Origin of the sequence: Hymenobacter sp. 5516J-16 (assembly GCF_022919335.1) — a bacterium.
Taxonomy (GTDB): domain Bacteria; phylum Bacteroidota; class Bacteroidia; order Cytophagales; family Hymenobacteraceae; genus Hymenobacter; species Hymenobacter sublimis.
Genome location: NZ_CP095058.1, coordinates 626,410 through 650,632, shown reverse-complemented (window position 1 = coordinate 650,632; position 24,223 = coordinate 626,410). Strand labels below are relative to the sequence as shown.

Sequence of the window (24,223 nt, the reverse complement as noted above, 5' to 3'; positions counted from 1 at the left end):
ATTTGTACTCTATTTATTTGTAATTGTTTCTTGGATGTTGGGTTCGCCCGAGGCGCGGGCGTCAACGTACTATATAAGCCCAGCGGGTAATGATGGCGCGGCCGGTACTACGGCTACCACCGCCTGGCAAACTTTAGCCCGGGTAAATGTCGCCCGCTTCCAGCCCGGTGACCGAATTTTATTTCAGGCTGGGGCAACGTTTACGGGTTCCTTGTGGCTGCAAAGCGCCGGCAGCGTGGCCGCTCCCCTCGTAGTGAGCTCATATGGGCGGGGCGTGGCTACCATCAACAGCGGCACCGACTACGGTTTTTACGCTCCCGATGTGGCCGGAATTGAGTTGCGTCGGCTTCGGTTTGTGGGCTCCGGCCGGCTGACCAATACCAACTCAGGGGTGATTTTTACCACTGCCGTACCCAATGCGCGCCTCCGCCACCTCGTGCTGGATAGCCTGGACGTGAGCGGCTACCTGAAAGCCGGCATTATCCTGGGCAGCTCCAGCCCCAGCAGCGGCTACGACGACGTGCGCATCACTAACTGCCAGGCCCACGCCAACGGCGAAGCCGGCATTTCTTCCTACAGCTACTACCCCCAGCTCAGCCACAACAACTGGTACGTGAGCAACTGCCGCGCCTACGATAACTCGGGCCGCCAGGACGTAACCACTACCCACACCGGCAATGGCATTGTGCTGGCCGGTATTGATGGGGTAGTAGTGGAGCGGTGTGAGGCGTACAACAACGGCTGGCTGAACAGCAACCCCGGCGGCGGCCCAGTGGGCATCTGGGGCTGGCTGTGCAACAACTTAGTTATTCAGGACTGCGAGTCGCACCATAACCGCTCGGGCTTGGCCCACGATGGGGGCGGCTTCGACCTGGATGGGGGCTGCACCAACTCGGTGCTGCAGTACAACTACTCCCACGATAACGACGGGGCCGGCTACCTGCTGGCTCAGTTCGACGGGGCGCCCCCCATGCACGACCTGACCATTCGCTACAACATCAGCGAAAACGATGCCCGGCGCTACGGGCAGGGAGCCATCATGCTGTGGTCGTCGGGGGCGAACGGCGGCATACAGCGCGCGGCCATTCACAACAACACGGTGTACGTGACGCCCGCCACCGATAACTCACAGGCCAAGGCATTCTACCTCTCTAGCGGCGGCGTAAGCGGCATTACGGTTCGCAACAACATCTTCCAGACGACCACGGGCGTGCGGCAGGTGCAGGTCCTGAGTACGGCCAACCTTCAGTTTCAGGGCAACTGCTACTGGGGCGGGCCCGATGCGCCGCTTTCGGTTGCATGGGGCGGCGCCACCTTTACTAGCCTAAGCAGCTGGCAGGGTGCCACGGGCCAGGAAATGATTGGAACCCGGGCCGTGGGTCTGAACCAGGCCCCCAACTTCGTGAGCCCAGGCGCCGGCGGAACCCTGAATTCTACCTCCAGCAAACGTATGCAGTCCTCCTGGGATGCCTACAAACTGCAGGCCGGCTCCTCCGTGATTGGGCAGGGCCTGGACTTGGTCAGTGAGTTCAACCTCTGGCCCGGGCTCCGCGACTTTTTCGGTTCGGCCACGCCTGCGCAAGGGGTAGCCGGCAACATTGGGGCCGTGGAGGCCAGCAGCAGCGCCGCGCCGCTGCCCGTGGGTTTGGCCAGCTTCACGGCCCTGCGCCAGCGGGAAGCCGTGCTGCTGCGCTGGACGACGCTCTGGGAAAGCGCCAATGCCTACTTCGAGGTGCAGGTTAGCTCCGACGGGGCCAGCTTCCGCCGCGCAGGCACCGTAGCCGGCCGCGGCACTACCACCGCCCAAACCAGCTACCGGTGGCTCGATGAAAAGCAGCCCAGCCAAGCCACTACCCTGTACTACCGCCTCAAGCAAGTTGACCTGGGAGGCAAAGAAACGTACACACCAGTAGTAAAGGTGGCGCCGGCAGCCACCGAAACGGGGCTGGTGTTGCAGGCGTGGCCCAACCCATTTGCCGAGGTAGTGCACCTACAGATTCAAAGCCCCGCCGCCGGCCAAGCCCGCATTACCTGCACCGATGCCCTGGGCCGGGCCGTGCTGACCCGCACCTTGGAGGTAGCCAAAGGGGCGGCGCTGCTCGCCCTTTCGGAAGTCAGCCAGCTACCCCGGGCGTATACTGCCTACGGGTGCAGCAAGGCAGCTACCAGACTACCGCTAAAATAACCCGACAGTAACCTGAGCTAGCGCCTACCCACGACAACGCCCTCCTTGCACCCACGCAGCGCAGGGAGGGCGTTGCCGTGAGGGCAGAGGGTGGGCGCCGAGTCCTCAGAGCTAGCGTAAGCTTACCCAGTTGGGGCGGGCGGGGAAGCCTACCGGGTGGGCCTGCACAACCGACGTAACGCCCAGGGTAGCCCCGCTCGCGTCGCGGTAGCGAATAACGTATTCAGGGGCTGCTTCCGGCTCCAAGACACTGGTATCGAGGAAGGGGCTACAGGCATTGCGGGCTACGCATTTCCACTCCTGGTTGGCCTGGCGGCGGTACACGTAGGCAAAGCTGCCCGCCTTGATGGTAAAATCTAGCCGGCGGCCGGCGGGTACTAGGTGCAAGTGCAGAGGGAAGGTAGAAGTACGTGCAGTCATAGCGCTGGGGTGAGCAAGGAGCGGTGATAAACTAGCTGCCTAAACGGGGCGCTGCCCCTTTGGGTCCCGGGTTTCTACGGATTTCCCTCCCCGAAAAACCCCGATTTTTCACCTCCGTATTCTACTGACTTCGGGATAATGCGTTACTAGCCAGGGTAGAAGCCTCAGAAAGCCAGTGCCACCGGGGCAGCACCCCACACAGCCGCCGGCGCGCTACCACTCAGCCGGACGACGCCGCCGGCTGCCGGTACTACCCTCCGGAACTCTAGGGTAAGATGAGGACTAGTAGGAGGCGCCAGTATGTGAGAGGAGGCGAGGAGGCTGGGTTCCCTTTCAAGGGCCTGTACCAGCTTCCTCGCCCTCTCAGAAAACACTTACTTGTCTTTGGCTTGCCTGCAGCTTTTCAGGTCCGGCTTAGCTGACCGGGAACGTAAGCGTGATGCTGGCTCCCTGGCCCGGCCTCGATTGCACCGCGAAAGTACCGCCCAGCAGCCCCACCCGCGTCCGGATGCCGGCCAGGCCGATGCCCGTGGCCGGGTCCAGGCCTTCCGTCTCGAAGCCGCGGCCGTCATCTTCCACGCTCACGTACACCTGGCCATCTTCGCGGGCTACCTGCACAAACACCTCCTGGGCACCAGCGTGCTTCATCACGTTGTTGAGCAGCTCCTGCACGCTGCGGTAAATGGTGGTTTCCAGGGAGCGGGGCAGGGGGTGGTGTAGGCCCGAGAGGTTCAGGTCCACGGTCAGGGATTGGGCCGGAATCCGCTTCACCAGTTCGCGCAGGGCCAGCTCCAGCCCGAAGTCCTCCAGAATGCTGGGCGTCAGCTCAAAGGAAATGTCCCGGGTGGCCCGAATAGCCTCGCTGAGCAGGTGCTGGCTGGTGCGGGTTTGCTCGCTAGGGGGCAGGTTGTCTAGGTTCAGGCGGGTAGCGTACAGCAGCTGGCCTACCCCGTTGTGCAGGCTCTCGGAAATCCGGCGGCGCTCCTCCTCCTGGGTAGTCAGGATGGCCGACAGCACCTCTTGCTGCTGGCGCAGCTTCAGGCGGGTGGCCTCGGCTTGCAGGGCGTTGCGCTCCGTTACGTCGCGGGCCAGAATGAGCACCCCGGCCCGTACTCCCTGCTGGTTCAAGGGAATAAAGTTCAGGTCCATGATCATGGGTAGGTGGTGCTCGGCCCAGTTGGCGTGGGCTGCCGGCTCACCGGCCAGCGCCTGGTACACAAGGCGTTTGGTGGTAGGGTCCTGGGCTATTCCGGGCAGGGCTTCTTCAAACGGTAGGCCCAGCATCTCGGCTTCCGGCCGGCCCAGCACGGCGGCTACCTTGTTGTTCCAGGCCGTTACCCGCAGGTCGGTATCCAGGGCTATAACGCAGTCGATGGTGTTATCGAGCAGACTTTTGGTGAACTCCTTCTCGGCCCGGAGCTTCTCGCGGCGCTCCTCTGATTCCGTCACGTCGATGGCGAACAGCACGGCCTGCTGGCGCTGGGCGTCAAAGAAGCCGTAGTTCAGGAAGACGACCGGCTTGCCCTCGTACTCGGTGCGGTCCAGGAACGTCACGGTTTGGCCGGCCAGCAGCCGGCGGGCCGACTCGGCCAACGAGGGGAAGGCCTGGGCCAGGGTGGGGCCGCCTACCAGCTCATTGTTCCGCAGGCCAATGCGGCGCAGGCCTTCCCCTTCCACGCTCAGGAAATGCCCCTCGGTTGTTAGCTGGCTTAGAATGACGGGCAGGTTTTGCAGGATGTGGGAGAGCAGGCGGTTTTTGTAGCCCAGCTCTTCCTCAGCCTCCCGGCGCAGTGTAATGTCGCGCATGAGGCCAACAAACCGCACCGGCTGGCCCTGCTCGCGCAGGACTTTGCCAAACGCCGACACGTAGCGGGTGCTGCCATCGGGCCAGAGGAGGCGGTGCTCCAGGTCCAGCGGGGCCTCCTCGGCGGCGGCCCGGCCAAGGCACGTCGCTACCAGGGCGCGGTCATCCGGATGAATGATTTCTTGCAGGAGCTGAAGCGGGGCCGGGCTGGGTGCCTCGGGCAAGCCGCAAATGCTGCGGGCCCGTTGGTTCCAGGTTATTTCGTTGGTGGCGTATTCAATGGTCCAGACGCCGGCTTCGGAGGCGGCCAGGGCCATCTGCAACCGTTCCTCGCTTTCCCTGATGCGCCGGGTGGTTTCCTTTTCCGCCGTAATATCGCGCCAGGAGGCGTGCATCACGTGCCCATCGGTTTCGGGAATGGCCGTGAGCAGAATATCTTCCCAAAACTCCTTACCGTCGGTGCGGTGGCGGCACCACTCAAAGCGGCAGTGGCCCTGGCGCACCGCCTGCTCCCAGTACTGCTGGGCCAGGGTAAAGGAGAGCCGGCCGTCGGGTTGCCGCTCGGGCGAGAAGGCGGAGGCGTGCTGGCCCAGGAGCTGGCTTTTATCTGTGAGGCCCAGCAGGCGCAACGTGGCGGGGTTGCAGTCCACGAAGCGGTTGTCGCGCAGGAGCAGCATGCCATCCTGGCTCTGGTCGAAGAGAATGCGGAAGCGCCGCTCGCTCAGCTCCAGCTCCCGGCGGGCCCGGCGCTGCTCGGTAATATCAATGAGGGCTAGGCGGCAGAGCGGGGTGCCCTCGGCAGCGGAAACGGCTACCCCTTCCAGCCGCACGTACAGCACCTGGCCATCGTGGCGGCGCATTTCCACGGCCAGCACCTGGCGCTCCTGCCGCTGCCGGATGCGCTCCACAAACTCAGCAAACTGGTGGCGGTAGGCCAGGGTCACAAACAGGGCCAGGCGCCGGCCCTGCAACTGCTGGCGTAGCAACCCCAGCAGCTGGCAGGCTTGTAGGTTTAGCTGGGCCAGGGTGCCATCGGGGGCCAGGGTGCAGTAGCCCACCGGCGCAAAGTCGTAGAGGTCCATGTACTGGGCCCGGGAGGCCTCGGCCTCGGCTTGGGCCAACAGCAGCTCTTCGTACTGCATTTCCAGCTCTATCTGGTGGGTTTGCAGGTCCTGAACCAGCCGCTGCACTTCGGGGGGGCATCTGGCCCGAGGCTGTGGGTTACCAGCTGGCGCCGCTCAGCCCGGGCCCGGAGGTCGCGCAGGGCAGCGTGCAGATCAATGGGCTGGTGATAGGCCTCTGGCTCAAGTTCATTCATCACACTAACGGGGCATAAGGCAGGTACCCCCGGAGGAGCTACGCAAATCAAAGTAGAACGTTCTGCAGCCCCCGGCACCGAAAGCAAGGGGCTGCACGGAGCTATCAGGCTGAGGTTCAGATAATTTTCTCCATGGTTTCTACGCCCAGCAGGAGGCGGTTGGTTTGGTGGCCGCCGCGCAGGATAGCCCGTCCGTAGAGCACCAGCCGGTACCGGCCCAGCTCCGGGAAATGGCTTTCCAGCACGTAGGAGTCGAAGGCGGCCTCGGTGGCAGTTTCCGTGAGGGTAGCCGGGGCCAGCAGCTCCTGCAGGTGGCGCAGCAGGCTTGGGTTGTCCCAGGCTCCGTTGCTGAGGGAGGGTAGCAGCTGGCCCTGGGCTTCGGTGGCCGTCAGCCGGAACGACTGCAGGAAGGGCCGGCTGGCCGTAAGAATGCGCAGGTCCCCGTCGAGTACCAGCAGGGGCTCCCGCACGGTTTCTACCACGCTTTCCGCGAAGCGGGCGGCCTCCTGCAACTGGCTTTCCAGCACCTTCATGCCCGTCACGTCGGTGAAGGTGATAACGGCCCCGCTGATGTAGTTGTCTAGGGTGCGGTAGGGGAGGATACGCATGCTGTACCACTCGCCCGCGGTGGTCTGGATGTTGGTAGAGATGCTGGTAAGGCGCTCCAGTACCTGGCGCACGTCGCGCAGCAGGTGCTCGTAGCGCAGGTTGGAGGCAAAGTGCACGAGCGGGCGCCCCACATCGGTAGCCACCAGCGGAATGATGCGCTCCACGGGCGGGGTGAAACGCTTGATGGTCATGTTGTTATCGAGGAAGATAATGGCAATTTCGGTGGCGTCCAGCAGGTTCTTCATGTCGTTGGCCGACTCCGAAAGCTCCTCGGTTTTCACCATGTACTGCATGTTCAGGGTCATCAGCTCCTCGTTCAGGCTCTGCATTTCCTCCTTGTTGGTCATGGCCTCCTCGTTGGTGCTTTGCAGCTCCTCATTGGCCGACTGCAGCTCCTCGTTGATGCTTTTCATTTCTTCCAGGGAGCTTTCCATTTCCTCCAGGGAAGTTTGCAGGCGGTACTTGGTGTATTGCAGCTCCTTTTCCAGGTTGGCTACCACCTCGTCGCGGCTGAGGTCGGGGCGGGGCGGCTGCCTTTGCGCACGTGGCGGGGGTAGGCTGCTCCTCGAACACTACCAGCAGCAAGCCAGCCAGGCTGTTGGGCTCCTCCAGCACTTTCACGGTGAGGCGCAGCAGCTGTTGGCCCGTATCGGTGCGCAGGCGCACGTTGTCGACCATCACATCCTCGCGGGTTTCGGAGGCGCGGTGCACGGCCGCGCTCAGCTCGTAGGTGAGGTCTTCGCGGGCCATTTCAAACAGGTTCATGCCGCTCAGGCCGGGGGCCGGCTCCAGGTAGCGGCCCGTGCGGCCGTGCACGTACAGAATTTCGCCCTTGGGGTTTATTACCACGGCCGGCGGAGCGTAGGTGCGCAGCAGCACATTCTGCACCAAAGAGGAGAAGGCGCCGCCCTCGCGGCGGGTAGAAGCGGCAGTAGACATAGGAGCGGTTGGGGGCGGAGCCAGGGTGGGGTGCTGGGCCAGGGCAAACGGCAGGCCTGTTAGCCGGGGAAACGAGGTAGGCGTATCGTTGCGGAGCGAAATCTTCCACTTCAGGTCCAGGGGCCGGAACAGGTCCTGGGAGCCGGTAATGTTTTCACTGGGGCCCAGAAACAGCAGTCCGCCGGGGTTCAGGGAGTAATGGAACACGGGCAGCAGGGATTTTTGCAGCTCCGCGCTCAGGTAAATCAGCAGGTTGCGGCAGCACAGCAAATCCAGCTTGGTAAAGGGCGCATCCTTATGAATGTTGTGCAGGGCAAACACTACCAAGTCGCGCACTTCCTTCCGGATCTGGTAGTGGCCATCTTCCTTGTAAAAGAACCGTTGCAGCCGCTCCGGGCTCACGTCGGCCGTGATGTTGTCGGGGTAGAGGCCGAGGCGGGCGAAGCTCACGCCCTCGGGCGAAATGTCGGTGGCAAACAGCTGAATTTTGAGGTAGCGGGTAGGCGCTACCTCGTCCAGGCACTCCAGCAGGGTCATGACCAAGGAGTAGGCCTCCTCGCCGGTAGAGCAGCCCGGGGCCCACACCCGAATGGTGTGGCCCGCCTCCCGTTCCTGAATTAGGGTGCGGAGGTGGTTTTTCAGGCTTTCGAAGGCCTCCGGGTCACGGAAAAACTTGGTTACGCCAATCAGCAGTTCCTTGAACAGGCTGTCTACTTCCTGGGGGTTCTCCTGGAGGTAGCGCACGTAGTGGGTAAACTCCTTGATTTGGTGGGCGTTCATGCGCCGCTCAATGCGCCGAAACACCGTGTTGCGCTTGTAAAAGCTGAAGTCGTGGCCGGTTTGGGCCCGAATCAGCAGAAAGATTTTCTGGAGGGCGTGAGCCGGCATGGTGGTGGGCTCGTCGTACACATCTCGGGTGGGGCGGGCCAGCAGGGGGCGCTCCACGTAGTCGAGCAGCTTGGCCGGCATCAGCTCCGGAGGTAGCACAAAATCCACGAACTCCGTGGCCAGCGCGGCCCGGGGCATGGAATCGTAGAGGGCCGTTTTGGGGTCTTGCACCATCACCATGCCGTAGTTTTCCATCACCAGCTTCAGGCCGGTGCTGCCATCGGAGCCCATGCCCGAAAAAATCAGGCAGATGGCTTGCTCGCGCGCGTCCTTGGCCAGGCTTTGCAGAAAAAAATCGATGGGCTGGCGCAGGGCCGGGGTTTGGGTAGGCGGCAGCAGCAGAAAGGTGCCGTGCAGCAGGCTCAGGTCCCGGTCGGGCGGAATGACGAACACCCTATTGGGCTGCACCTTCAGGCCATCGGTTACCTCCACCACCGGCATGGAAGTATAGCGCTGCAACACGCCCGCCAGGTCGCCGTGGTGGTTGGGCAGCAGGTGCATCACCACCACGAACGCCATGCCACTGGTAGCGGGCATGGCCGCGAAAAACCGCTCAAAGGCCTCCAAGGAGCCAGCCGAGCCGCCCAGGGCTACAATAGGGAGTTTTGCCGCTTTGGTTCCTAGGGTAGGGGTAGGCAGGCTGGGCTGAACGGCCGGCGCGGGCTGCGCGACTTCGGCAGGAACCGGCACAGACGACGAGCCGGCCGCCGGGTTCGGGTGAGATTCTGACGTCATGGAAAGGAGAAAAGAAAGCGGGTGGAGCGGGTCAGCCCGCAGGCAGTGCGCGGCCGCGGAAGCTAGCAGGAGGTAAATTTAGCCAATGTAGCCCGCTCAAGCGGACTTCCTGCCCGACTATTCTTGCACAGATTATAGCTCAACCAGAGCCAAAAAGCCAGTTGTTGCGTAAAGAAAGCGGCTACTTCTGCTCCTTGGCGGGCCCTTCCTTCTCCGTTTAATCCCTCCTCCACTTTCTGGCCCGTGACTAGTTTTTCTGCTCACCTGATTGTAATTGGAACCTCGGCGGGCGGCATGCCGGCACTTACCCAACTGGTAGAACAGCTGCCCGCTACCTTGCCGGCCGCCGTGCTGGTGGTGCAGCACCTGTCCCCCGAATCGTCGGGGAGCCCCTAATAACCCGCCTCCGCCGCCATACGGGCCTGCACTGCCAACTGGCCGTGCACAACGCCCCGCTGCAGGCCGGCGCGCTCTACCTGGCCCCGCCCGACCGGCATTTGCTGGTCAAAAACGACCGTATGCTGGTAACCAAGGGCCCGCGCGAAAACAACTACCGCCCGGCCGCCGACGCCCTGTTTCGCTCGGCAGCCGTGGCCTACGGCCCCAACGTAATTGGGGTAGTGCTGACGGGTATGCTGCACGACGGCACCGCTGGCCTCGACTTTATTAAGCGCTGCGGCGGTACGGCCGTGGTGCAAGACCCCAACGACGCCGAGTTTCCGAGCATGCCGGAAAGCGCCCTGCGCGGAACCGACATCGACTACGCCGTGCCCCTGCATCTGATGGGCCGCCTGTTGCAGGAGCTGGTAGGTATGCCCAGCAAACCCCTTAACGAGGCCTCCGTGCCGGACGATTTGAAGTTAGAGGCCTCTATAGCTGAACGGGTTGTGGGAACTACAGATGAAGTAAACCAGCTGGGCCGCCAAGTGCCGCTCACCTGCCCCGAGTGCGGCGGAGCCCTCTGGGAGCTGAGGCACGGCAAAATGCTGCGCTACCGTTGCCACACCGGCCACGCCTTCACCGCCGACGGGCTACTGGACAAAACCCAGCAGGCCATGGAGGAAACCCTATGGGTAGCCCTGCGCATGATGGAGGAGCGCAAAAACCTGCTAACCAGCATGGCCGTGCGTGGGGAAGGCCTCTGGAGCGTGCAGCAGGAGGAAAAGCTCGAAGAAATCAAGCGCCACATCAACCGCCTGCGTGAGTTTCTGATCAACGGCCAGGGGCAGGAAGGCTACCCCAACGAAAACGGCAGTGAAGATCAGGCCATTAGCTAGCACGGTACGGGCCCCCGAAGTAACTGTTGAACTCCGGTTGCCGTTGAGACACAGGTAGCCCGGCCACTCCGGCCTGCGTATTTCTGCTTTCACCCTTCATCCCCCGCCATGACCACTAAATCCACCCCCAGTGCCGACGTATACGCGGAGTTCAAGCGCAACGTAAACATGACTGCCGCCGAAATCGAGAAGTGGCTGAAAACCGAGGAATCCCGGTCCGTAGGCCAGGACAGCGGCGACGGGACCAGCATCGGCCACCACTCCGGGGAGCGAATCGTAGAAATTCTGCGCAAGAAAAAAGCCGACCTAACGGACGCCGACGAGCAGCACATGCACAAGGTACACAGCTACGTAAGTCGGCACCTGGCCCAGGGCCCCCACGCCAAGGAAGACGTAGAAACGTCGCGGTGGCGCTACTCCCTCATGAACTGGGGCCACGATCCGCTCAAGGACAAGTAATAGGATATATATATACGCTCGCCCTACCCACTCATCAAGCTGTGAGCTTGTACAGAGGTGGTGCGAACAACTATATAAAGGAGCGTCATACCCCGGTTACACCTCGGTATGACGCTCCATTTGTGTTAATACACAGTCGTTTGGTTATTTACGATTCGCCCCAGGCAGTGCACCCGGCAACGATTTTATAGGCAGCAACGGCCAACCACTTCATTGCGCTCTGCCTACCACCTGTTGCTGTACTTGTCCAGAGAACATAGTGCCAGTTCCTGACCTGCAGTGGAGGTAGGGCAGTTTGCCGCTGCTATTCAGTGGGCAGGGCCGAAGCGGGTAAATGAATTCGGAACGTGGTGCCCTGGCCCACGGTACTACTGACTTCCACGTGGCCCCCGGCCTGCTGGGCAATGCGGTTCACGAGGTAAAGCCCCAGCCCTGAGCCCGGCACATGGTCGTGGAAGCGCCGGAACATGGTAAACAAATCGGGGCCGAACCGTGCCAGGTCTAGGCCCAGGCCGTTGTCTTGCACCACCAGCAAGGGGTTGCCCGCGCCCGTTTTGCTGGTGAATGCCCGTACCACCGGCGGGCGGCCGGGGTAAGCGTACTTGAGGGCGTTGCTGAGCAGGTTATACAGGATGCTTTGCAGGTTGAGACGGGCAAACACTACCCGTGGCACGGAGCTGAAATCTAGCTCAAACTGCGCCTGCTGGGCCTCCACCTGGTTGCGCAAACTCTGAATAACGCTCTGGGCCAGGGGGAGCAGCTCCACGGTTTCGGTTGGAAAGCGCTGGGCCAGTCGCTCGGCCTGTACCACCTGGGCCAGGCCCTGAATCGTGGCCTGAATCTGCCCCAGGGCGTCCTCAAACATCTGCATGAGGCGCTCGGCGTCGGGGTCGTGGAAGGTGGCCGTGCGCTTGAGCTCCTCAAATACTCCGGCCATGTTGTGCACCGGCTGCTGCAAGTCGTGGGAGGCCGTGTACACGAAGTTGTCCAGGTCCTGATTGATGCGGGTGAGCTGTTCGTTGGTGTGGCCCAGCTGCAGGTTGGCAGCCAGGGCTTTGGCGTTGGCTTCCCGCAGCTCTTTGTTGGTGGTAGCGAGTTTTTTACTTGCCAGGGCCAGGGCTTCGGTCAGCTCTTTCTGCTGGTGAATATCCGTGTTGGTCCCGAACCACCGGATGGGCTGCCCGTTTTCGTCGCGCAGGGCCAGGGCCCGCACCAGAAACCAGCGGTAGGTCCCGTCGGCCCGGCGCAGGCGCGCCTCCACCTGGTAGGGGTTGCCGGTGGCCAGGGCCGCCTGCCAGTGCTGTTGCATCAGGGGCAGGTCGTGGGGGTGGAAGAAGGTCATCCAGCCTTGGCCGTTCGTTTGGGCCGGGGTGCTGCCGGTGTAGGCGTACCACTGCTCGTTGTGGTACTCCGCATCCCCGGCGGAGGTAGTCGTCCAGACCAGGTTGGAAATGGCGTTGGTCAGGGTTCGGAAGGCCAGCTCGCTGTGTTCCACTTGGCGGCGGGTCCGCACCAGGTCTGTTACCTCGTAGGCAAACGCCAGCACCCCATCAATGCGCCCGTGCTCATCGTAGCGGGGCTGTTGAATGTAGGTGAAGTACCGATCCTCCAACTGCCCATCCTCGGCCCGAATCAGCGGGATATGAATGCCAACTTCCTGGTGGGTAACGCCCGTTTCGTACACCTGCCGGAAGGTGCGGTACACCGTATGGTCTTCAATTTCGGGCAGGGCCTCCAGAATGGGCTTGCCCAGCAAGCTGCGCCCCGGAAACAGCTCCTGGTACCCGGGGTTTACCAGCTCGAACACCAGCTGAGGCCCATCTAGCACGCAAATGGCCGCCGGCGCCTGCATAAAAAACCGCTCCAGACGGGCGCGTTGGCGCTCGGCCTCGGCCTGCGCCAGGTGCGCTTCTTGGGTGCGGGCGGCCACGCGGTGCTCCAGCTCGTTGTTGGTGGTCAGAATCTCCAGGTTAGCCGCCTGCAGCTCCTCGTTGGTCGCCATTAGCTCCTCATTGATGGAGGCCAGCTCCTCATTGGCCTCGGCCAGCCGTTCCTCGCTGAGCTCCACCCGGCGGCGGGCCGTGACCTGCTCCGTTACCTCGTAGGCAAACACCAGAATGCCATCCACAGCGCCGGCTAAGTTGCGGGTGGCTTGGTAGATAAAGTTGTAGTAGCGCTGGCCCAGCCCGCCCGTGTTGTCGTGGTCGAGCTGCACCTGCATTTCGGTGGCGTAAAACGATTCGCCGGTGCGGTACACCGCGTCCAGCAGGTCAAATATCGGCTGTCCGGCCAGCTCCGGCATGGCTTCCCGGATGGGCTTGCCCAGAAGGGGCCGCTCCCCTACAAGCGCCTGATACAGCGGGTTGACGAGCTTGAAAACGTGCTCCGGGCCTTCGAAAATGGTAATCATGGCCGGCGCCTGCATGAACAGGTGGTGCAGGCGGTTGCGCTGGGTTTCAGCCTCGGTACGGGCAGCTTGCTCCCGGGCCTGGCTGGCGCGCAGGGCCTGCTCCACGGCGGTCCGCGACTGGTCGGCCGTATCGGTAAAGCTGACGAGCAGGCCCGTTCCTACCCGTCGGGCCGAGAGGTGGAAATAGTTGTCGAGCCCGTCGCCCTGGTAGTTGACGCTGAAGCGCTCCGGCTGCCCAGAGGTATACGCCCGGCAGTGAAAGTCGAAAACGCCCGTGGGCCGGGTATGAGGGTACAGCTGTAGGTAGGTTTCCGGGGGCCGGGCCGGCAGCCCCAGAATTTGCTGGGCCTTGGGGTTGAGCAGCTCAATGGTAAAATCCACAATTTCGCCGCTGCCAGCCCGGTCGTACACAGGCTTGTAGAGCGCAATACCCGTCAGGGAAACATCAAACAGACCCTGCACCAACTCATCAAGCGGGAACGTAGTCCCTATTTCAGGTGAGGGAAGCGCAGAGTCGGAGAAGTCAGGCACAGGGAAAATTGACAGTAAAACCTATAGAACCTCGGTACGCACTACCACGGCCAGCTACAACAATACTGATAAAATACCGCTCGGTCAGAAAGTTTTTTGGCCTACACGGCGCCGCGTGAGCAAACCAAAAAGCGTGCAGTAGCGGTTATGCGGCAAGTACGTTGCCTAACCCGGTTGCTACAGGGTCAGAACTCAGCTGGCTACATAGAGCGGCCCCTACCAAAGAACCAGCTTAGCTGCCCTCAGCCGTAATATCTTGCACCGCAAACCCACCTTTGGTCAGGGCCTGCCGGATGCCTTCCGGACCGGGGTTTTCGGCGGCGGTTACCACGGCTACTTCCGCTTCGCCATCTTCGATGCGGTCTACAATCAGGCCCAGACCCATAAGGAGCTGACGCGCCCGGCCAATGCTGTCGGCGTCGGTGAGGGTAGGAATCTGCAGGCGGTAGCGCAGCAGCTGGGTGGGGTTGGTATCGGGGGTGGGAGTGGAGGACATGGCAGAAAGGGAAAGAAGCGAGAAATGCAGCCTGGGCTTACTCTTGTGTACTGCTATGGGCTCGGGAGGTTATGTTGAGGTGGCGCCGCTGGGGTAGTCGGTCGCAAACCAGTAGCTTCGTGGGGCTGAGCGCAACCGCCCGCCCCGTTGCGCGTCAGTAGCCCACGTTCCCTTTTTAATTCTCCATTTTCTCCGCATGACATCCATTTTTCGTCCGGCTGCCGTGGCCGCCCTGCTGGCCCTGGCCGCGCCGGTGCTGGCCAAAGCCCCCGCGAGCTAACGTACACCGTGAGCATGGACCCGGCCGCCAACAGCAACGCCTTTCAGGTAAAGTTGCTGCTGCCCAAGCTCAAGAAAGACCAGGCTACCTACCAGTTTGCTGCCACCGCGCCCGGCACCTACCAGGTCATGGACATGGGCCGCTTCGTGAGCAACTTTCAGGCCTTCGACGACAAGGGCAAGCCGCTGGAAGCCAAGCAGGTTTCTACCAACCAGTGGCAGCTCAGCCAGCCCGAGAAAACCCGCGAAATCCGCTACACCATTGCCGAAACCTGGGATACCTCGGTAAAGGAGCATCCTATCTACCGCATGTGCGGCTCCTCGCTGGAAACCGACCACGCCCTGCTCAACGGCCAAACCCTATTGGGCTACCCCCAGGGCATGCAAGATAAGCCCCTGCGCCTGAAACTGGAGTACCCCAGCGGCTGGAAAGCCGGCTCGGTGCTGCAAGCCGACAAGGACGGCTACTACCACCTGCAAGACTACGACCACGCTGTGGACTCGCCCATTCTGCTGGGCCGCCTGACGGAAGCCTCCACCAAGCTCGGCAACGCCGACGTGGCCTTGTACTGCTACTCCGCTACCGATAGGGTGCAGGCCGAACCCCTGCTGGGCTATATGCAGAAAATGCTCAGCGCCGCTCAGAGCTTCTTCGGGGGCAGCTGCCGGTGAACCGCTACGCCTTCCTCTACCACTTCGCCGACCGCTCGGCCGGGGCTTGGGAACACTCTTACAGCTCAGAATACGTGCTGCCCGAGCAGCCGCTCACGCCCGAGTCGGCGCAGGGCGTGGTGGACATTGCGGCCCACGAATTCTTCCACGTCATGACCCCGCTCAACATCCACTCCGAGGTAATTGAGCAGTTCAACTTTGTGCAGCCTACCGGCTCGGAGCACCTCTGGCTGTATGAAGGCACCACCGAGTGGGCCTCGCACATGATGCAGCTGCGCGGCGGCCTCGTGCCCCTGGATGATTACCTGAGCATGCTGCACGACAAGGTGCAGTACGACCGCACCCGCACCGACACCACGTATAGCCTTAGCCGCCTGGGCCTGAACTCGTTCAGCGACGAAGGGCAGCGCCAGTACGGCAACATCTACCAGCGCGGGGCCCTCACAGCTGGCCTGCTAGATCTGCGTTTGCTGGAGCTGAGCGGGGGCAAGCGCGGCCTGCGCGACGTGCTGCTGGAGCTGGCCAAGCAGTATGGCCCCAACAAGCCCATCAGCGAGAAAAACTTCTTCCAGGACTTCACCAAGATGACCTACCCGGAAATTGGAGACTTCTTTAAGCGCTACGTACAGAACGCCGAGCCCTTGCCCTTGCAGGAGTACTATAGCAAAGTGGGGGTGCGCTACGAGCCCATTGTGCACACCGGCAAGCAGGTGGCAACCCTGGGGCAGGTTGGCCTGGCCCCGCGCGACAACAGCGTGTATTTCACCCGGGTAGGTGGCCCGCTACAGGCCGCCGGGGTGCAGGTGGGCGACCAGCTGCTGGCCGTGGATGGCGTGCGCAACGACTTCACGGCCCTGCGCCGGGTAGCCACCCGCCCCCCGGCTCCGAGCTGCCCCTGACCATCAGCCGCAACGGCCAGGAGCAGACGATACGGGTGAAGTTGGGTAGCACCGAGGACGTGAAGCGTTACGTCTTCACCCAGGACCCGCCGCCACGCCCGCCCAACTGGCCCTGCGCCAAGTGTGGCTAAAGAACCTGTAAGAAGGGTTCAGCTAATCAGACAAAAAGCCCCGGCAACGCAAGTTACCGGGGCTTTTTGTTGCGGTGCGGAGCCTGCTAAGCCGGCCGAGCGCCGGCGGTAGCCGCCGAGTTATGATGCAGCAGGGGGGCGGGGTAGGTCTGCACCACGGGGGTAGCTTCCGTGATGGTGCCGGCCGCGTCGCAGTAGCAAACCAGGTAGTCGATGCGGCCGCTGCCGGCGGGAACGGTGCGGTCAATGTGGGGGCTACAGGCATTATGAGCAATGCACTTCCATTCCTGGTTGGCCTGGCGGCGGTACACGTAAGCAAAGCGGCCCGCTTGCTGAGGAAAATCAAGGCGGCAGCCGGCCGGCACAAGGTGCAGTTGCAGATCAATGGTAGCAGTCGGAACAGTCATGGGTGTATAGGAGGAGCGGAAGAAAAAGTTGGCTTATTTCGTTCTGAAAGATAGACACCAAATTGACCGTTCTAGCTCCCGGGTTTCTACTGATTTAGCGCGGGATAAATGCGTATTTCGGTTATCAACGATGTGCAACTCCAGCTTTTACGAGCCGAAAACTCCCGGCCCTTGCCTGGCCGCCCCAGCGCCGTCCTACACCTGGGCGTGAAAAGTGAGAACTGGGGAAGCCGCGTGCAAGGAAACACTCTCGGAAATGCTACCCTGAAAAAAGTGGCTCAGCCCGGCCCGACCGTGGGTCAGCATCACCACCAGGTCGGCGTGGGCCTGCTCGGCAAAGCGCGGAATGCCGGCACTGGCGTTGGGAGCGGCAAATACGTCGGGCTCATAATGAGTTAGTTGGTGGCGGTCGGCGAAGTGGTGGATGCGCAGCATGGCCTTGTCGTGCTGGCCCGGGTCCGAGACGACATCGAGCAGGTGGAGCAGAGCCTCCGGAAACACCTCCTGCACCTGCCGCAGGCTTGAAATGGCCAGGTCCGCTTCGGCCGAAAAATCAGAGGCAAAGACAATATGCCGCACTTCGAAATTTGGGGCCGGGTGCTTTACTGTCAGAACGGGGCAGGAAGCCAACCGCACCACGTGCTCCGTGCGCGAGCCGGTAAACACGTGCTGCCAGGCGTGATGGTCCTTGGTGCCCATCACTACCAAATCAATCTTCCGGTCCTGTATAGTATCGAGCACTGCGTCGTCAAAGGCCGCCGTATGCATCAGGTCCTGCACCTGCACGCCGGGAAAGGTGCGCTGGGCCTCGGCCATCAGCTCGTGCATGCGGCGCTTCACCACCTGCAGGAGCTTGAGGGTGTATACATCATTGAGGCCGCCTCCGCCCGCCAGACCACCCGTGGTGGCATACCGCGCCGTTTCTGGTAGGTCCACTACGTGCAGCAGGGTAACCTGGCCGCCGGTGCGCCGGGCTACCTGCAGGGCAAGCTCAAAGGCGTTGTGAGCAGTGGGTGAAAAATCTGTGGGTACCAGTAGATTCTTCATAAAGCGGGGAAATGAAGGTGGAAAAGTATAAGTCGAAGGCAGTGAGGTTAGGCGGTTTATTTCAGGAATAATATATAGAGTAATTTTCCTTAATGCAAGTGGCTGAAGGGTTTAGGCCGCGCGTGTAAGCGGCGGCGCATCGGAAGTACAAGGTAGTGGTAGCTCGGTGCAGCAACTGGAGGCGCGGGCACCAGCGCCGTGGTTGGCAACTGACTCATGCACAAAGCCCGACTCCCTGAATCAGGAAGCCGGGCTTTGAGGACTGACGAATACTAAGGTTAAGCGGACTACCGCTCCAGCTTGAAGTCAGGGTCTACGGTTACGCGCTCGGGCGCAGCCGAAACGGCCCAGCCGGTGGCGTACATCCAGCGGGTCATGCGAGTCAGCTTGGCCACGTCAATGCGCGAGGCCTCGTCGCGGGGCGTGTGGTAGTCGGGGTGAAGCAGGGTGGTGAAGAACAGGGCCGGAATGCCCGCCCGGGCGTAGGGCAGGTGGTCGGAGCGGAAATACCAGCCCTCGGGGTGCTTGGCGTCGTCCCAGGAGTTATCGAGGGCGAACTTGGTGTGGTTCTCGTTGGCCTTTAGCGCCATGTCTACCAGGGCTTTGGAGTTGCGGTGGGGCGGGGTGGAGCCCAGCAGGGCCGCCGAGTCGGGGGCGTTGCGGCCCATCATGTCGCCGTTCAGCACGGCCACAATGGAGTTTTTGGCTACCGTGGGGTGCTCGGCGTACCAGCGCGAGCCCAGCAGCCCCCGCTCCTCGGCCCCGTGCCAGACAAACAAGGCCGAGCGGGCGCCTGGCCGCTGCTTCCAGGCCCGGCCAATGGCCAGCAACGCCACGCTCACCGTGGCATTGTCGTCGGCCCCGTTCCAGATGGAGTCGCCAGCTACGGGCGTTCCGATGCCGTCGTGGTCGTGGTGGCCGCTGAAAAGTACGTGCTCGGTGCGGCGGGTAGGGTCGGTGCCGGGGGCACGGGCCACCACGTTCATGGAAGGGTACTCGTAGTCGTTGGCAACCAGCTCCGCCTGGAGTCGGGCCCCGCGGGCTTGCAGTTGGGCAGCCACGGCCTGGCGCACCAGCAGCACCGGCACCGGGGAGGTGGGCAGGGGCATGGAAGGCAGCAGGTAGAGGCCATCCTGGTAGCGGTGGCCCACAAACTCCAGGCTGGGCTCGGCGGTGGCATTGGCCGCCAGAATAATGCCGGCTACTCCGCGCGTGCGCAGGGCGGCGCTTTGCTGCCCGATACCGGCCAGGGTGTAGCGCATGGCCCACAAGCTCATCTTCGGGCCGGCAGGGGGGTAGGTGGCAGCAAGGGCATGGCCACAATTTTGCCGCGCAGGTTCTGGCGCACGGTGTCAGCCAGGGAGTTAAGCCAAACCACCGGGCCGTCGAGGCGGGCGTTGAGTGGGGTAGTTACCCAGGCATCTTTCCACAAGCGCAAGGGCTTGCCACCGATGGTAAGACGGGTGGAAGCGGCTACCGTAACCCGCCGCAAGGGGTAAAACTGAAAATACGTGCCCTCGTCGCCGGCGGGCTCCAGGCCGGCTTCGCGGGCGCGCTCGGCCACCCAAATGGCGGCCCGCAGCTCGTCGGCGGTGCCGGCCCGGCGGCCCCGAAACTTGTCGTCGGCCAGGGCAAACAAGTCGCGGCGCACCTCCGCTTCCTGAATGGCACTCAGGAGCGGCTCGCCCGGCGCACGGGAAGCGGCGGGCGCACTGCTGCGGGTGCAGGCCGATAACAGAGTCGTCGTCAGGCCCAGGCCCGCTAGTAGGGTAGTAAAACGCATAGGCTTACAAAAAATGGAAAGGCAAAAAGGTAGTTCTGGGTAGGCCGGTGCGTCCCAGCTGAGCTGGAAGCGGGCCGTTGGAAAAGGTATTCGTGGAAACTAAATGTACTTCATTGCCTGAACAACAGGCAAGCTTGGTTTTGGCCCGCCCCCTAGGTAAGAGGTTAGCGGTTGAGGTAGCGGCGAGAAGGTAGGGGAACCGTTGGGCAGGTTCTAATGCGCTGCTACGGGCGCGTGTGGGCTAAAAATGGCGGAGCGGTACCTACCTATCTGACAACGATTACTACCGAAATAGCTGCCTGCTGCCTGCACCAGTCCTGCTTGGGCAGGAAACCACAAATGGCACCTTGCAAAGGCAGGATATACTCACGTTTTAAAATATTTATTTAAATTATTATACAAAATCAAAAAATGTATCAATATTTACCCTGGTGGAAACCTCTTGTTTTCCCTTTCACCCCTCATGGTGCTCTTTTCAGGTACTACCAAAAGGACTTGTAGCACTTGTTGCCAAGTACCGCGCGGTGAGGGCCTGTAACAGGAACGGGCACCTTCCACCGGCGTCACTCCGGTCAACTGCGCCTAGCCAGCAGCGAGGGAGCTGCCGGTTGGTAGCGGTGGCAAGTAGGGTGTCTATCAATCGTATAATCAACCGCAAGCGCAAAAGGCATGATTTCACTGGAGCAGTTGTCGCCCCTAGGCATAGGAACCAGCCGAGTCGCTTCCCTGGGCAGCCGCCTGGCCCCGGCGGCCTTCGCCGAAATGCTGCAGGTAGCCGCCGAGCGCGAGGTAAACCTGATTGACACGGCCGACTTTTACGGCTCCGGCGACGCTGAGCGGCTAATTCGGAAAGGAATCAAAGCCACAGGCAAGCCCTTCTTCGTGGTTACGAAAGCGGGTCAGCCCTACGTGCATACGCCCGGCTGGCTTTCGCCCTTGAACCAACTGGCCAAAAAGGTAAAGCAGCGCAGCGGGGCCAAAAACAACTACACCTCGGCCTACCTGATCCGTAGCGTGCAGAAAAGCAACCAGCGCCTCGGCGTGGAAGCCGCCGATGCCCTGCTGCTGCACGAGCCCACCTGGCACGACATTGCCCACGCCGACCCCTGGGAAGGCCTAGCCACCATCCGAAAGCAGGGCCTGGCGCGCTACACGGGCGTTTCCAGCAACGACTACCGGGTGGTAGAGGCCGGCCTAGCGAGCGGACAGGTGCAGCTAGTGCAAACCACCGTGAGTTGGCGCCGCCCCAACCCCATTGTGGCTTTGTGCCAGGCGCACGGCGTGCCAGTGCTGGCCAATATGGTGCTGCAGCCCTTCAGCGCCCTGCAACCCACCTTTGCCCGGCAGGCCACCGCCGTGCAGCAACTGCCGGGCCTCACGGGCCTGAGCTTGGCCCAACTGCTGATTGGGGCGGTGCTGGCCGAAAAACAAGCCGACATCGTGCTGTTCGGTACCAGCAGCCTCGGGCACTTACAGCACAATATGGAGGCCTTGCGTTACCTGCCCAGTTTGCCCGCCGCCTTACCCCACTTACACCAGCTACTCGCATGATTATCTCGAAGAACACGTTTGAGGAGGGGCAGACGCTGACGGCGGACTTATGCCTGATTGGGAGCGGTCCGGCCGCCATTTCCATTGCGTTGAGCCTGGAAAACACGCCGTTGCGGGTGCTGGTGCTCACGGGCGGGGGCTGGACGGAAACCCTAGCCAACCAGGATTTATACCGGGGCGTGGTACCCCAGGCCGGTACCCACGAGCCCCTGGAGGAAAACCGGCGTCGGCAGTTTGGGGGTAGCTCCGCCGCCTGGGGGGGCGCTGCATTCCCTTTGAGCCCTCGACTTTAAGCCCCGGGCTTGGGTGCCCGACAGTGGCTGGCCGATTACGTACGAGGAGCTGCTGCCCTACTACCACAAAGCCGCCGACGTGTGCCAGATCGGGCGGTTTGAGTTCGATGGGCACCAGGCCTTTCCCAGCGGGCAGCGCGAAATTCTGGCCGGCATGGATTCCGAGGAGCTGACTTCCGGGCCGTTGGAGCGCTGGAGCCCGCCGGTGCACTTCGCCAAAACCTACCAGGGTATTCTGGAAAACAGCCGCAACATTCAGGTGCTGCTCGATGCCCACGTCCTGTCCCTGGAAACCGAAGACGACCACAGCACCAGCGTAGACCACGTAAGAGTGCGCATGGAAGGCCGCGAATTGCGGGTGAAGGCCCGGCAGTTTGTGCTGGCTACCGGCGGCATAGAAAACGCCCGGCTACTGCTGGCCTCTACTAGCGCGCGGTTTCCTACCGGCTTGGGCAACCAGCACGACAACGTGGGCCGCTACTACATGGCCCACATCTGCGGGGTGTACACCGACATCCGGCTGCACGACAACAAAAAGCTGCAGGCCGATTTTGAGCGGGACGCGGGCGGCGTGTACTGCCGCCGCCGCTGGTGGATTCCGGAGCCCGCCCAGGAAAATCACCAGTTACTTAACACCATCTTCTTTCTCTACCACGCCAAAAACGAGAACGGCCACCGCGACGTGCTATTCTCGTCTAGGTTCGTAGCTAAGTCCCTGCTCTTTATCCTGAGCCAGGGGCGCAAGTCCATGAGCCGGGGCGTGCAGCAGGCCCGGCAGCAACTGCCCGCCCTGCGGGAGCACCTAGCCAACATCCTCAGCAACGGCCTCACCGAAATTCCGGACTTGGTGAGGCTGGGGCTCAAGCGCATGGCCAAGCGCCGGGTGCCCTACCTGTTACCCTCGCGCCGCAACCCGTATTGGGGGCTCTACATTCAGGCCGAGCAAGCCCCAACCGGGAAAGCCGCATCTGCCTCTCGGAAACGGAAAAGGATGCCTTTGGCATGCCCCGCGCCGAGGTGAAGCTGGCGTTTCTGGAGTCGGATGTGGAATCGGTGGTGCAGGCCCACAAGCTGTTCGTGGAGCGGTTCAAGGCCCTGGACTTGGGCGAAATCAACTGCGAGGAAGCCGATTTGCGCGACCATATCCGCAAGCATATTGCCTCGTTTAACTCCTCGGCTCACCACATCGGCACCACCCGCATGTCGGAGGATCCGCGTACGGGCGTGGTCGATAAGCACGCCAAGGTGCACGGGCTGGACAATCTGTACGTGGCCGGGTCCTCCGTATTTCCCACGGGCGGGCACGCCAATCCTACCCTTACCATCGTGGCCCACGCCCTGCTCCTGGCCGATCATCTGAAGGCCGAAGCCTTAACTCCGGTGCGGGAAGCGCAGCTCGTAGGCTAGGCCCAAGCTCACCCCACGAGCTGCTTCCGACTAGCTGGCGTTACTCGCCGCCGTACTTGCTTTTGCCCCCGCCGCCGGCATCCATGCGCACAATGCGCGGGCGGAAGGAGCCCAGCACATCCACTAGGTCCTGCTGGTGGGCCATTACCTGGTGAATGTCCTTGTAGGCTTGGGGCGCTTCGTCGAGGCCGCCCCCAATCAGCTCAATGCCCTGGTCGCGCAGCAGGCGGCGCAGCTCGCCTTCCGTAACCTGCTGCTTGGCCTGGGTACGCGAAAGGCGCCGCCCCGCCCCGTGCGAGGCCGACTGTATGGAGTCCCGCTCGCCGCGGCCGCGCACGATAAAGCCGGGAGCCGTCATTGAGCCCGGAATCACCCCGAGTACGCCCTGGCCGGCGGGGTAGCCCCTTGCGGTGCACAATGGCCTCGCGCCCGTCGGGCAGGGTTTCCTTCCAGGCGAAGTTGTGGTGGTTTTCCACTTTGGCCAGGGGCTTCTCGCCCAGGGCCAGGCTGAGGCGGCGGTGAATGTCATGGTGGCAGGCCGAGGCGTAGTCGCCGGCCAGGTTCATGGCCCGCCAGTACTCCTGGCCCTCCTGCGAGTCTAGGTCGAGCCAGGCTAGGTAGCGCGCTTCCGGGGGAGGGGACACTTCTGCATGGCTACCTTGGTGTAGTGCTGGGCAATGGCCGCGCCCAGCCCCGGGAGCCGCTGTGCGAGAGTAGCCCCAAATACTGCCCGATAGGTACGCCCAACTCGTTGTCTTCCGAGGTAATATCCACCACGCCCCACTCCACGAAGTGGTTGCCCGAGCCCGAGGAACCGAGCTGGTTGATGGCCGCCTCGCGCTTGCCCTTGACCACCGGAATTTCCCGGAACTCCGGCCGGTCCAGAATGGGGTCGTGGGTGGGGTTCTTGAACACTTCCTTGGCCCCGAAACGGGTGTGATTGTGCAGCAGCTTTTTCAGCTCCTGGGTGCGCTGGTCCAGGTAGCGCGGCGGGAGGGGAAACACCGACAAGGCCATACGGCAGCCAATGTCCATGCCCACGCCGTAGGGAATCACGGCGTTATCCACGGCCAGCACCCCGCCAATGGGCAGGCCGTAGCCCTGGTGGGCATCGGGCATGAGGGCCCCGTCCAGGGTTACGGGCAGCTTCATGGCGGTGTCCATCTGCTTGCGGGCCCCGTCTTCAATAAAGGCCTCGCCGTAACGGCGGTAGTCTTTCACATCGGGGCTGAGGCTGACGTCGCGGCTGGGGTCGGGCACAAACTCCTTGGCCAGCTCCCGCCACAGCGAGTCGCGGAGGTAGGCGTAGGGGTCGGCCTTTATTTTTTGGAGCAGAGCCAGGGCGCTGCCTTTGTCGAGATTCTTGAGCTGGCGGTCTTCCAGAATATCCAGGGCCAGAGTGGTGGCCCGGCCTTCGGGGTAGCCAATTTTGCGCAGGTCGTTGCCGCGCAGCTTTTGCGTTGCCATGGGAGAGCAGGGTAGGTGGTAGCAGGTGTAGCGCTGATTGAGGCCCGGAGGTTATGGTCGAGGTTGGCCTCACCCCCCGGCCCCCTCTCCACGGGAGAGGGGGCCGGGGGTGAGGCCAACCATACCGTTCAGCTACCGGTTTTACCTGCCGGTGCTGCGGAAACTTACGGGCCCGATTCGCGTTTTCGAGGGGCAGGTGCCGCCTACGCAAGGCGC

22 protein-coding genes and 1 pseudogene are annotated in these 24,223 nt (G+C 62.3%); 10 read left to right on the top strand and 13 right to left on the bottom strand.

Annotated features, from left to right (window positions below; translation table 11 throughout):
- Positions 1-34: 34 nt before the first annotated feature.
- Positions 35-2,185, top strand: coding sequence for a right-handed parallel beta-helix repeat-containing protein (locus tag MUN84_RS03180; RefSeq protein ID WP_244696616.1), 2,151 nt, complete (start codon positions 35-37; stop codon positions 2,183-2,185).
- Between the two features lie 111 nt (positions 2,186-2,296).
- Here MUN84_RS03180 and MUN84_RS03175 read toward each other — a convergent pair whose 3' ends face one another.
- From MUN84_RS03175 to MUN84_RS03160, 4 genes are all read right to left on the bottom strand, one after another.
- Positions 2,297-2,605: a hypothetical protein gene (locus tag MUN84_RS03175; RefSeq protein ID WP_244696615.1), complete on the bottom strand. Its 309-nt coding sequence runs from the start codon at positions 2,603-2,605 to the stop codon at positions 2,297-2,299.
- Positions 2,606-3,019: 414 nt separating this feature from the next.
- Complete coding sequence (locus MUN84_RS03170) at positions 3,020-5,599, bottom strand: PAS domain S-box protein (protein WP_244696614.1); 2,580 nt, start codon at positions 5,597-5,599, stop codon at positions 3,020-3,022.
- A 244-nt stretch (positions 5,600-5,843) separates the two neighbouring features.
- On the bottom strand, positions 5,844-6,581 hold the full coding sequence (locus MUN84_RS03165) for a PAS domain-containing protein (protein WP_262920693.1): 738 nt from the start codon (positions 6,579-6,581) through the stop codon (positions 5,844-5,846).
- A gap of 130 nt (positions 6,582-6,711) precedes the next feature.
- Positions 6,712-8,898 (bottom strand): CheR family methyltransferase, encoded by a 2,187-nt coding sequence (locus MUN84_RS03160; protein ID WP_244696613.1) that lies wholly within the window; start codon positions 8,896-8,898, stop codon positions 6,712-6,714.
- A gap of 243 nt (positions 8,899-9,141) precedes the next feature.
- On the opposite strand from MUN84_RS03160, the gene MUN84_RS22760 reads away from it, so the two are divergent.
- From MUN84_RS22760 to MUN84_RS03150, 3 genes are all read left to right on the top strand, one after another.
- On the top strand, positions 9,142-9,294 hold the full coding sequence (locus MUN84_RS22760; RefSeq protein ID WP_262920625.1) for a chemotaxis protein CheB: 153 nt from the start codon (positions 9,142-9,144) through the stop codon (positions 9,292-9,294).
- Positions 9,295-9,338: 44 nt separating this feature from the next.
- Positions 9,339-10,175 carry a chemotaxis protein CheB gene (locus MUN84_RS03155; protein WP_262920624.1) on the top strand — a complete coding sequence of 279 codons (837 nt, stop codon included), beginning with the start codon at positions 9,339-9,341 and terminating at the stop codon, positions 10,173-10,175.
- A gap of 108 nt (positions 10,176-10,283) precedes the next feature.
- Positions 10,284-10,634, top strand: a complete 351-nt coding sequence (locus MUN84_RS03150; protein ID WP_244696612.1) for a DUF3140 domain-containing protein — start codon at positions 10,284-10,286, stop codon at positions 10,632-10,634.
- A gap of 304 nt (positions 10,635-10,938) precedes the next feature.
- On the opposite strand, the gene MUN84_RS03145 is transcribed toward MUN84_RS03150, so the two are convergent.
- Together MUN84_RS03145 and MUN84_RS03140 are read right to left on the bottom strand one after the other, a co-directional pair.
- Positions 10,939-13,575, bottom strand: coding sequence for a PAS domain-containing protein (locus tag MUN84_RS03145; protein ID WP_244696611.1), 2,637 nt, complete (start codon positions 13,573-13,575; stop codon positions 10,939-10,941).
- Between the two features lie 232 nt (positions 13,576-13,807).
- The gene (locus MUN84_RS03140; RefSeq protein WP_244696610.1) at positions 13,808-14,071 is read right to left on the bottom strand and encodes a hypothetical protein; all 264 of its coding nucleotides are present in this window, start codon (positions 14,069-14,071) and stop codon (positions 13,808-13,810) included.
- 294 nt (positions 14,072-14,365) lie between these two features.
- Between MUN84_RS03140 and MUN84_RS03135 the strand changes: the two genes are divergently transcribed.
- Positions 14,366-15,022 carry a hypothetical protein gene (locus MUN84_RS03135; protein ID WP_244696609.1) on the top strand — a complete coding sequence of 219 codons (657 nt, stop codon included), beginning with the start codon at positions 14,366-14,368 and terminating at the stop codon, positions 15,020-15,022.
- Complete coding sequence (locus MUN84_RS03130; protein ID WP_244696608.1) at positions 15,019-15,921, top strand: hypothetical protein; 903 nt, start codon at positions 15,019-15,021, stop codon at positions 15,919-15,921. The genes MUN84_RS03135 and MUN84_RS03130 overlap by 4 nt, the downstream gene beginning before the upstream one ends.
- A gap of 217 nt (positions 15,922-16,138) precedes the next feature.
- Here the strand turns inward: MUN84_RS03130 and MUN84_RS03125 are convergent, their stop codons facing one another.
- The 4 genes from MUN84_RS03125 to MUN84_RS03110 all read right to left on the bottom strand — a co-directional run bounded on the left by MUN84_RS03125 (position 16,139) and on the right by MUN84_RS03110 (position 19,289).
- Entirely contained in the window at positions 16,139-16,459 is a 321-nt protein-coding gene (locus MUN84_RS03125; protein ID WP_244696607.1) for a hypothetical protein, read from the bottom strand.
- Positions 16,460-16,654: 195 nt separating this feature from the next.
- Positions 16,655-17,506: a universal stress protein gene (locus MUN84_RS03120; protein WP_244696606.1), complete on the bottom strand. Its 852-nt coding sequence runs from the start codon at positions 17,504-17,506 to the stop codon at positions 16,655-16,657.
- Between the two features lie 287 nt (positions 17,507-17,793).
- Positions 17,794-18,783 carry a M28 family metallopeptidase gene (locus MUN84_RS03115; RefSeq protein ID WP_244696605.1) on the bottom strand — a complete coding sequence of 330 codons (990 nt, stop codon included), beginning with the start codon at positions 18,781-18,783 and terminating at the stop codon, positions 17,794-17,796.
- Positions 18,780-19,289, bottom strand: coding sequence for a hypothetical protein (locus MUN84_RS03110; RefSeq protein ID WP_244696604.1), 510 nt, complete (start codon positions 19,287-19,289; stop codon positions 18,780-18,782). Before MUN84_RS03110 ends, MUN84_RS03115 begins: the two co-directional genes overlap by 4 nt.
- Positions 19,290-19,958: 669 nt before the next feature.
- Between MUN84_RS03110 and MUN84_RS03105 the strand changes: the two genes are divergently transcribed.
- From MUN84_RS03105 to MUN84_RS03090, 4 genes are read left to right on the top strand one after another with little or no spacing between them, the layout of a single operon-like run.
- Positions 19,959-20,840 carry an aldo/keto reductase gene (locus MUN84_RS03105; RefSeq protein ID WP_244696603.1) on the top strand — a complete coding sequence of 294 codons (882 nt, stop codon included), beginning with the start codon at positions 19,959-19,961 and terminating at the stop codon, positions 20,838-20,840.
- Complete coding sequence (locus MUN84_RS03100; protein WP_244696602.1) at positions 20,837-21,133, top strand: hypothetical protein; 297 nt, start codon at positions 20,837-20,839, stop codon at positions 21,131-21,133. Before MUN84_RS03105 ends, MUN84_RS03100 begins: the two co-directional genes overlap by 4 nt.
- A gap of 13 nt (positions 21,134-21,146) precedes the next feature.
- A complete protein-coding gene (locus MUN84_RS03095) occupies positions 21,147-22,154 on the top strand; it encodes a hypothetical protein (protein WP_244696601.1) in 1,008 nt (335 codons plus the stop codon).
- Complete coding sequence (locus MUN84_RS03090; protein ID WP_244696600.1) at positions 22,136-22,540, top strand: GMC family oxidoreductase; 405 nt, start codon at positions 22,136-22,138, stop codon at positions 22,538-22,540. The genes MUN84_RS03095 and MUN84_RS03090 overlap by 19 nt, the downstream gene beginning before the upstream one ends.
- 40 nt (positions 22,541-22,580) lie before the next feature.
- Here the strand turns inward: MUN84_RS03090 and MUN84_RS22755 are convergent, their stop codons facing one another.
- From MUN84_RS22755 to MUN84_RS23505, 3 genes and pseudogenes are all read right to left on the bottom strand, one after another.
- Positions 22,581-22,898, bottom strand: a complete 318-nt coding sequence (locus MUN84_RS22755) for an RtcB family protein (RefSeq protein WP_262920623.1) — start codon at positions 22,896-22,898, stop codon at positions 22,581-22,583.
- 100 nt (positions 22,899-22,998) lie between these two features.
- A pseudogene (locus MUN84_RS24385) lies at positions 22,999-23,184 on the bottom strand (RtcB family protein); the annotation flags it as partial.
- 10 nt (positions 23,185-23,194) lie between these two features.
- A complete protein-coding gene (locus tag MUN84_RS23505; RefSeq protein ID WP_317239096.1) occupies positions 23,195-24,007 on the bottom strand; it encodes an RtcB family protein in 813 nt (270 codons plus the stop codon).
- Positions 24,008-24,223: the final 216 nt, after the last annotated feature.

Coding starts and splice junctions, on each gene's coding strand:
- MUN84_RS03160 (WP_244696613.1), bottom strand. CDS start 8,898: ATGACGTCAGAATCTCACCCGAACCCGGCGGCCGGCTCGTCGTCTGTG.
- MUN84_RS03150 (WP_244696612.1), top strand. CDS start 10,284: ATGACCACTAAATCCACCCCCAGTGCCGACGTATACGCGGAGTTCAAG.
- MUN84_RS03125 (WP_244696607.1), bottom strand. CDS start 16,459: ATGACTGTTCCGACTGCTACCATTGATCTGCAACTGCACCTTGTGCCG.
- MUN84_RS03140 (WP_244696610.1), bottom strand. CDS start 14,071: ATGTCCTCCACTCCCACCCCCGATACCAACCCCACCCAGCTGCTGCGC.
- MUN84_RS03100 (WP_244696602.1), top strand. CDS start 20,837: ATGATTATCTCGAAGAACACGTTTGAGGAGGGGCAGACGCTGACGGCG.
- MUN84_RS03165 (WP_262920693.1), bottom strand. CDS start 6,581: ATGAAGAACCTGCTGGACGCCACCGAAATTGCCATTATCTTCCTCGAT.
- MUN84_RS03175 (WP_244696615.1), bottom strand. CDS start 2,605: ATGACTGCACGTACTTCTACCTTCCCTCTGCACTTGCACCTAGTACCC.
- MUN84_RS03115 (WP_244696605.1), bottom strand. CDS start 18,783: ATGAGCTTGTGGGCCATGCGCTACACCCTGGCCGGTATCGGGCAGCAA.
- MUN84_RS03110 (WP_244696604.1), bottom strand. CDS start 19,289: ATGCGTTTTACTACCCTACTAGCGGGCCTGGGCCTGACGACGACTCTG.
- MUN84_RS03120 (WP_244696606.1), bottom strand. CDS start 17,506: ATGAAGAATCTACTGGTACCCACAGATTTTTCACCCACTGCTCACAAC.
- MUN84_RS03135 (WP_244696609.1), top strand. CDS start 14,366: ATGGACCCGGCCGCCAACAGCAACGCCTTTCAGGTAAAGTTGCTGCTG.
- MUN84_RS03180 (WP_244696616.1), top strand. CDS start 35: ATGTTGGGTTCGCCCGAGGCGCGGGCGTCAACGTACTATATAAGCCCA.
- MUN84_RS03105 (WP_244696603.1), top strand. CDS start 19,959: ATGATTTCACTGGAGCAGTTGTCGCCCCTAGGCATAGGAACCAGCCGA.
- MUN84_RS03090 (WP_244696600.1), top strand. CDS start 22,136: ATGCCCCGCGCCGAGGTGAAGCTGGCGTTTCTGGAGTCGGATGTGGAA.
- MUN84_RS22755 (WP_262920623.1), bottom strand. CDS start 22,898: ATGACGGCTCCCGGCTTTATCGTGCGCGGCCGCGGCGAGCGGGACTCC.
- MUN84_RS23505 (WP_317239096.1), bottom strand. CDS start 24,007: ATGGCAACGCAAAAGCTGCGCGGCAACGACCTGCGCAAAATTGGCTAC.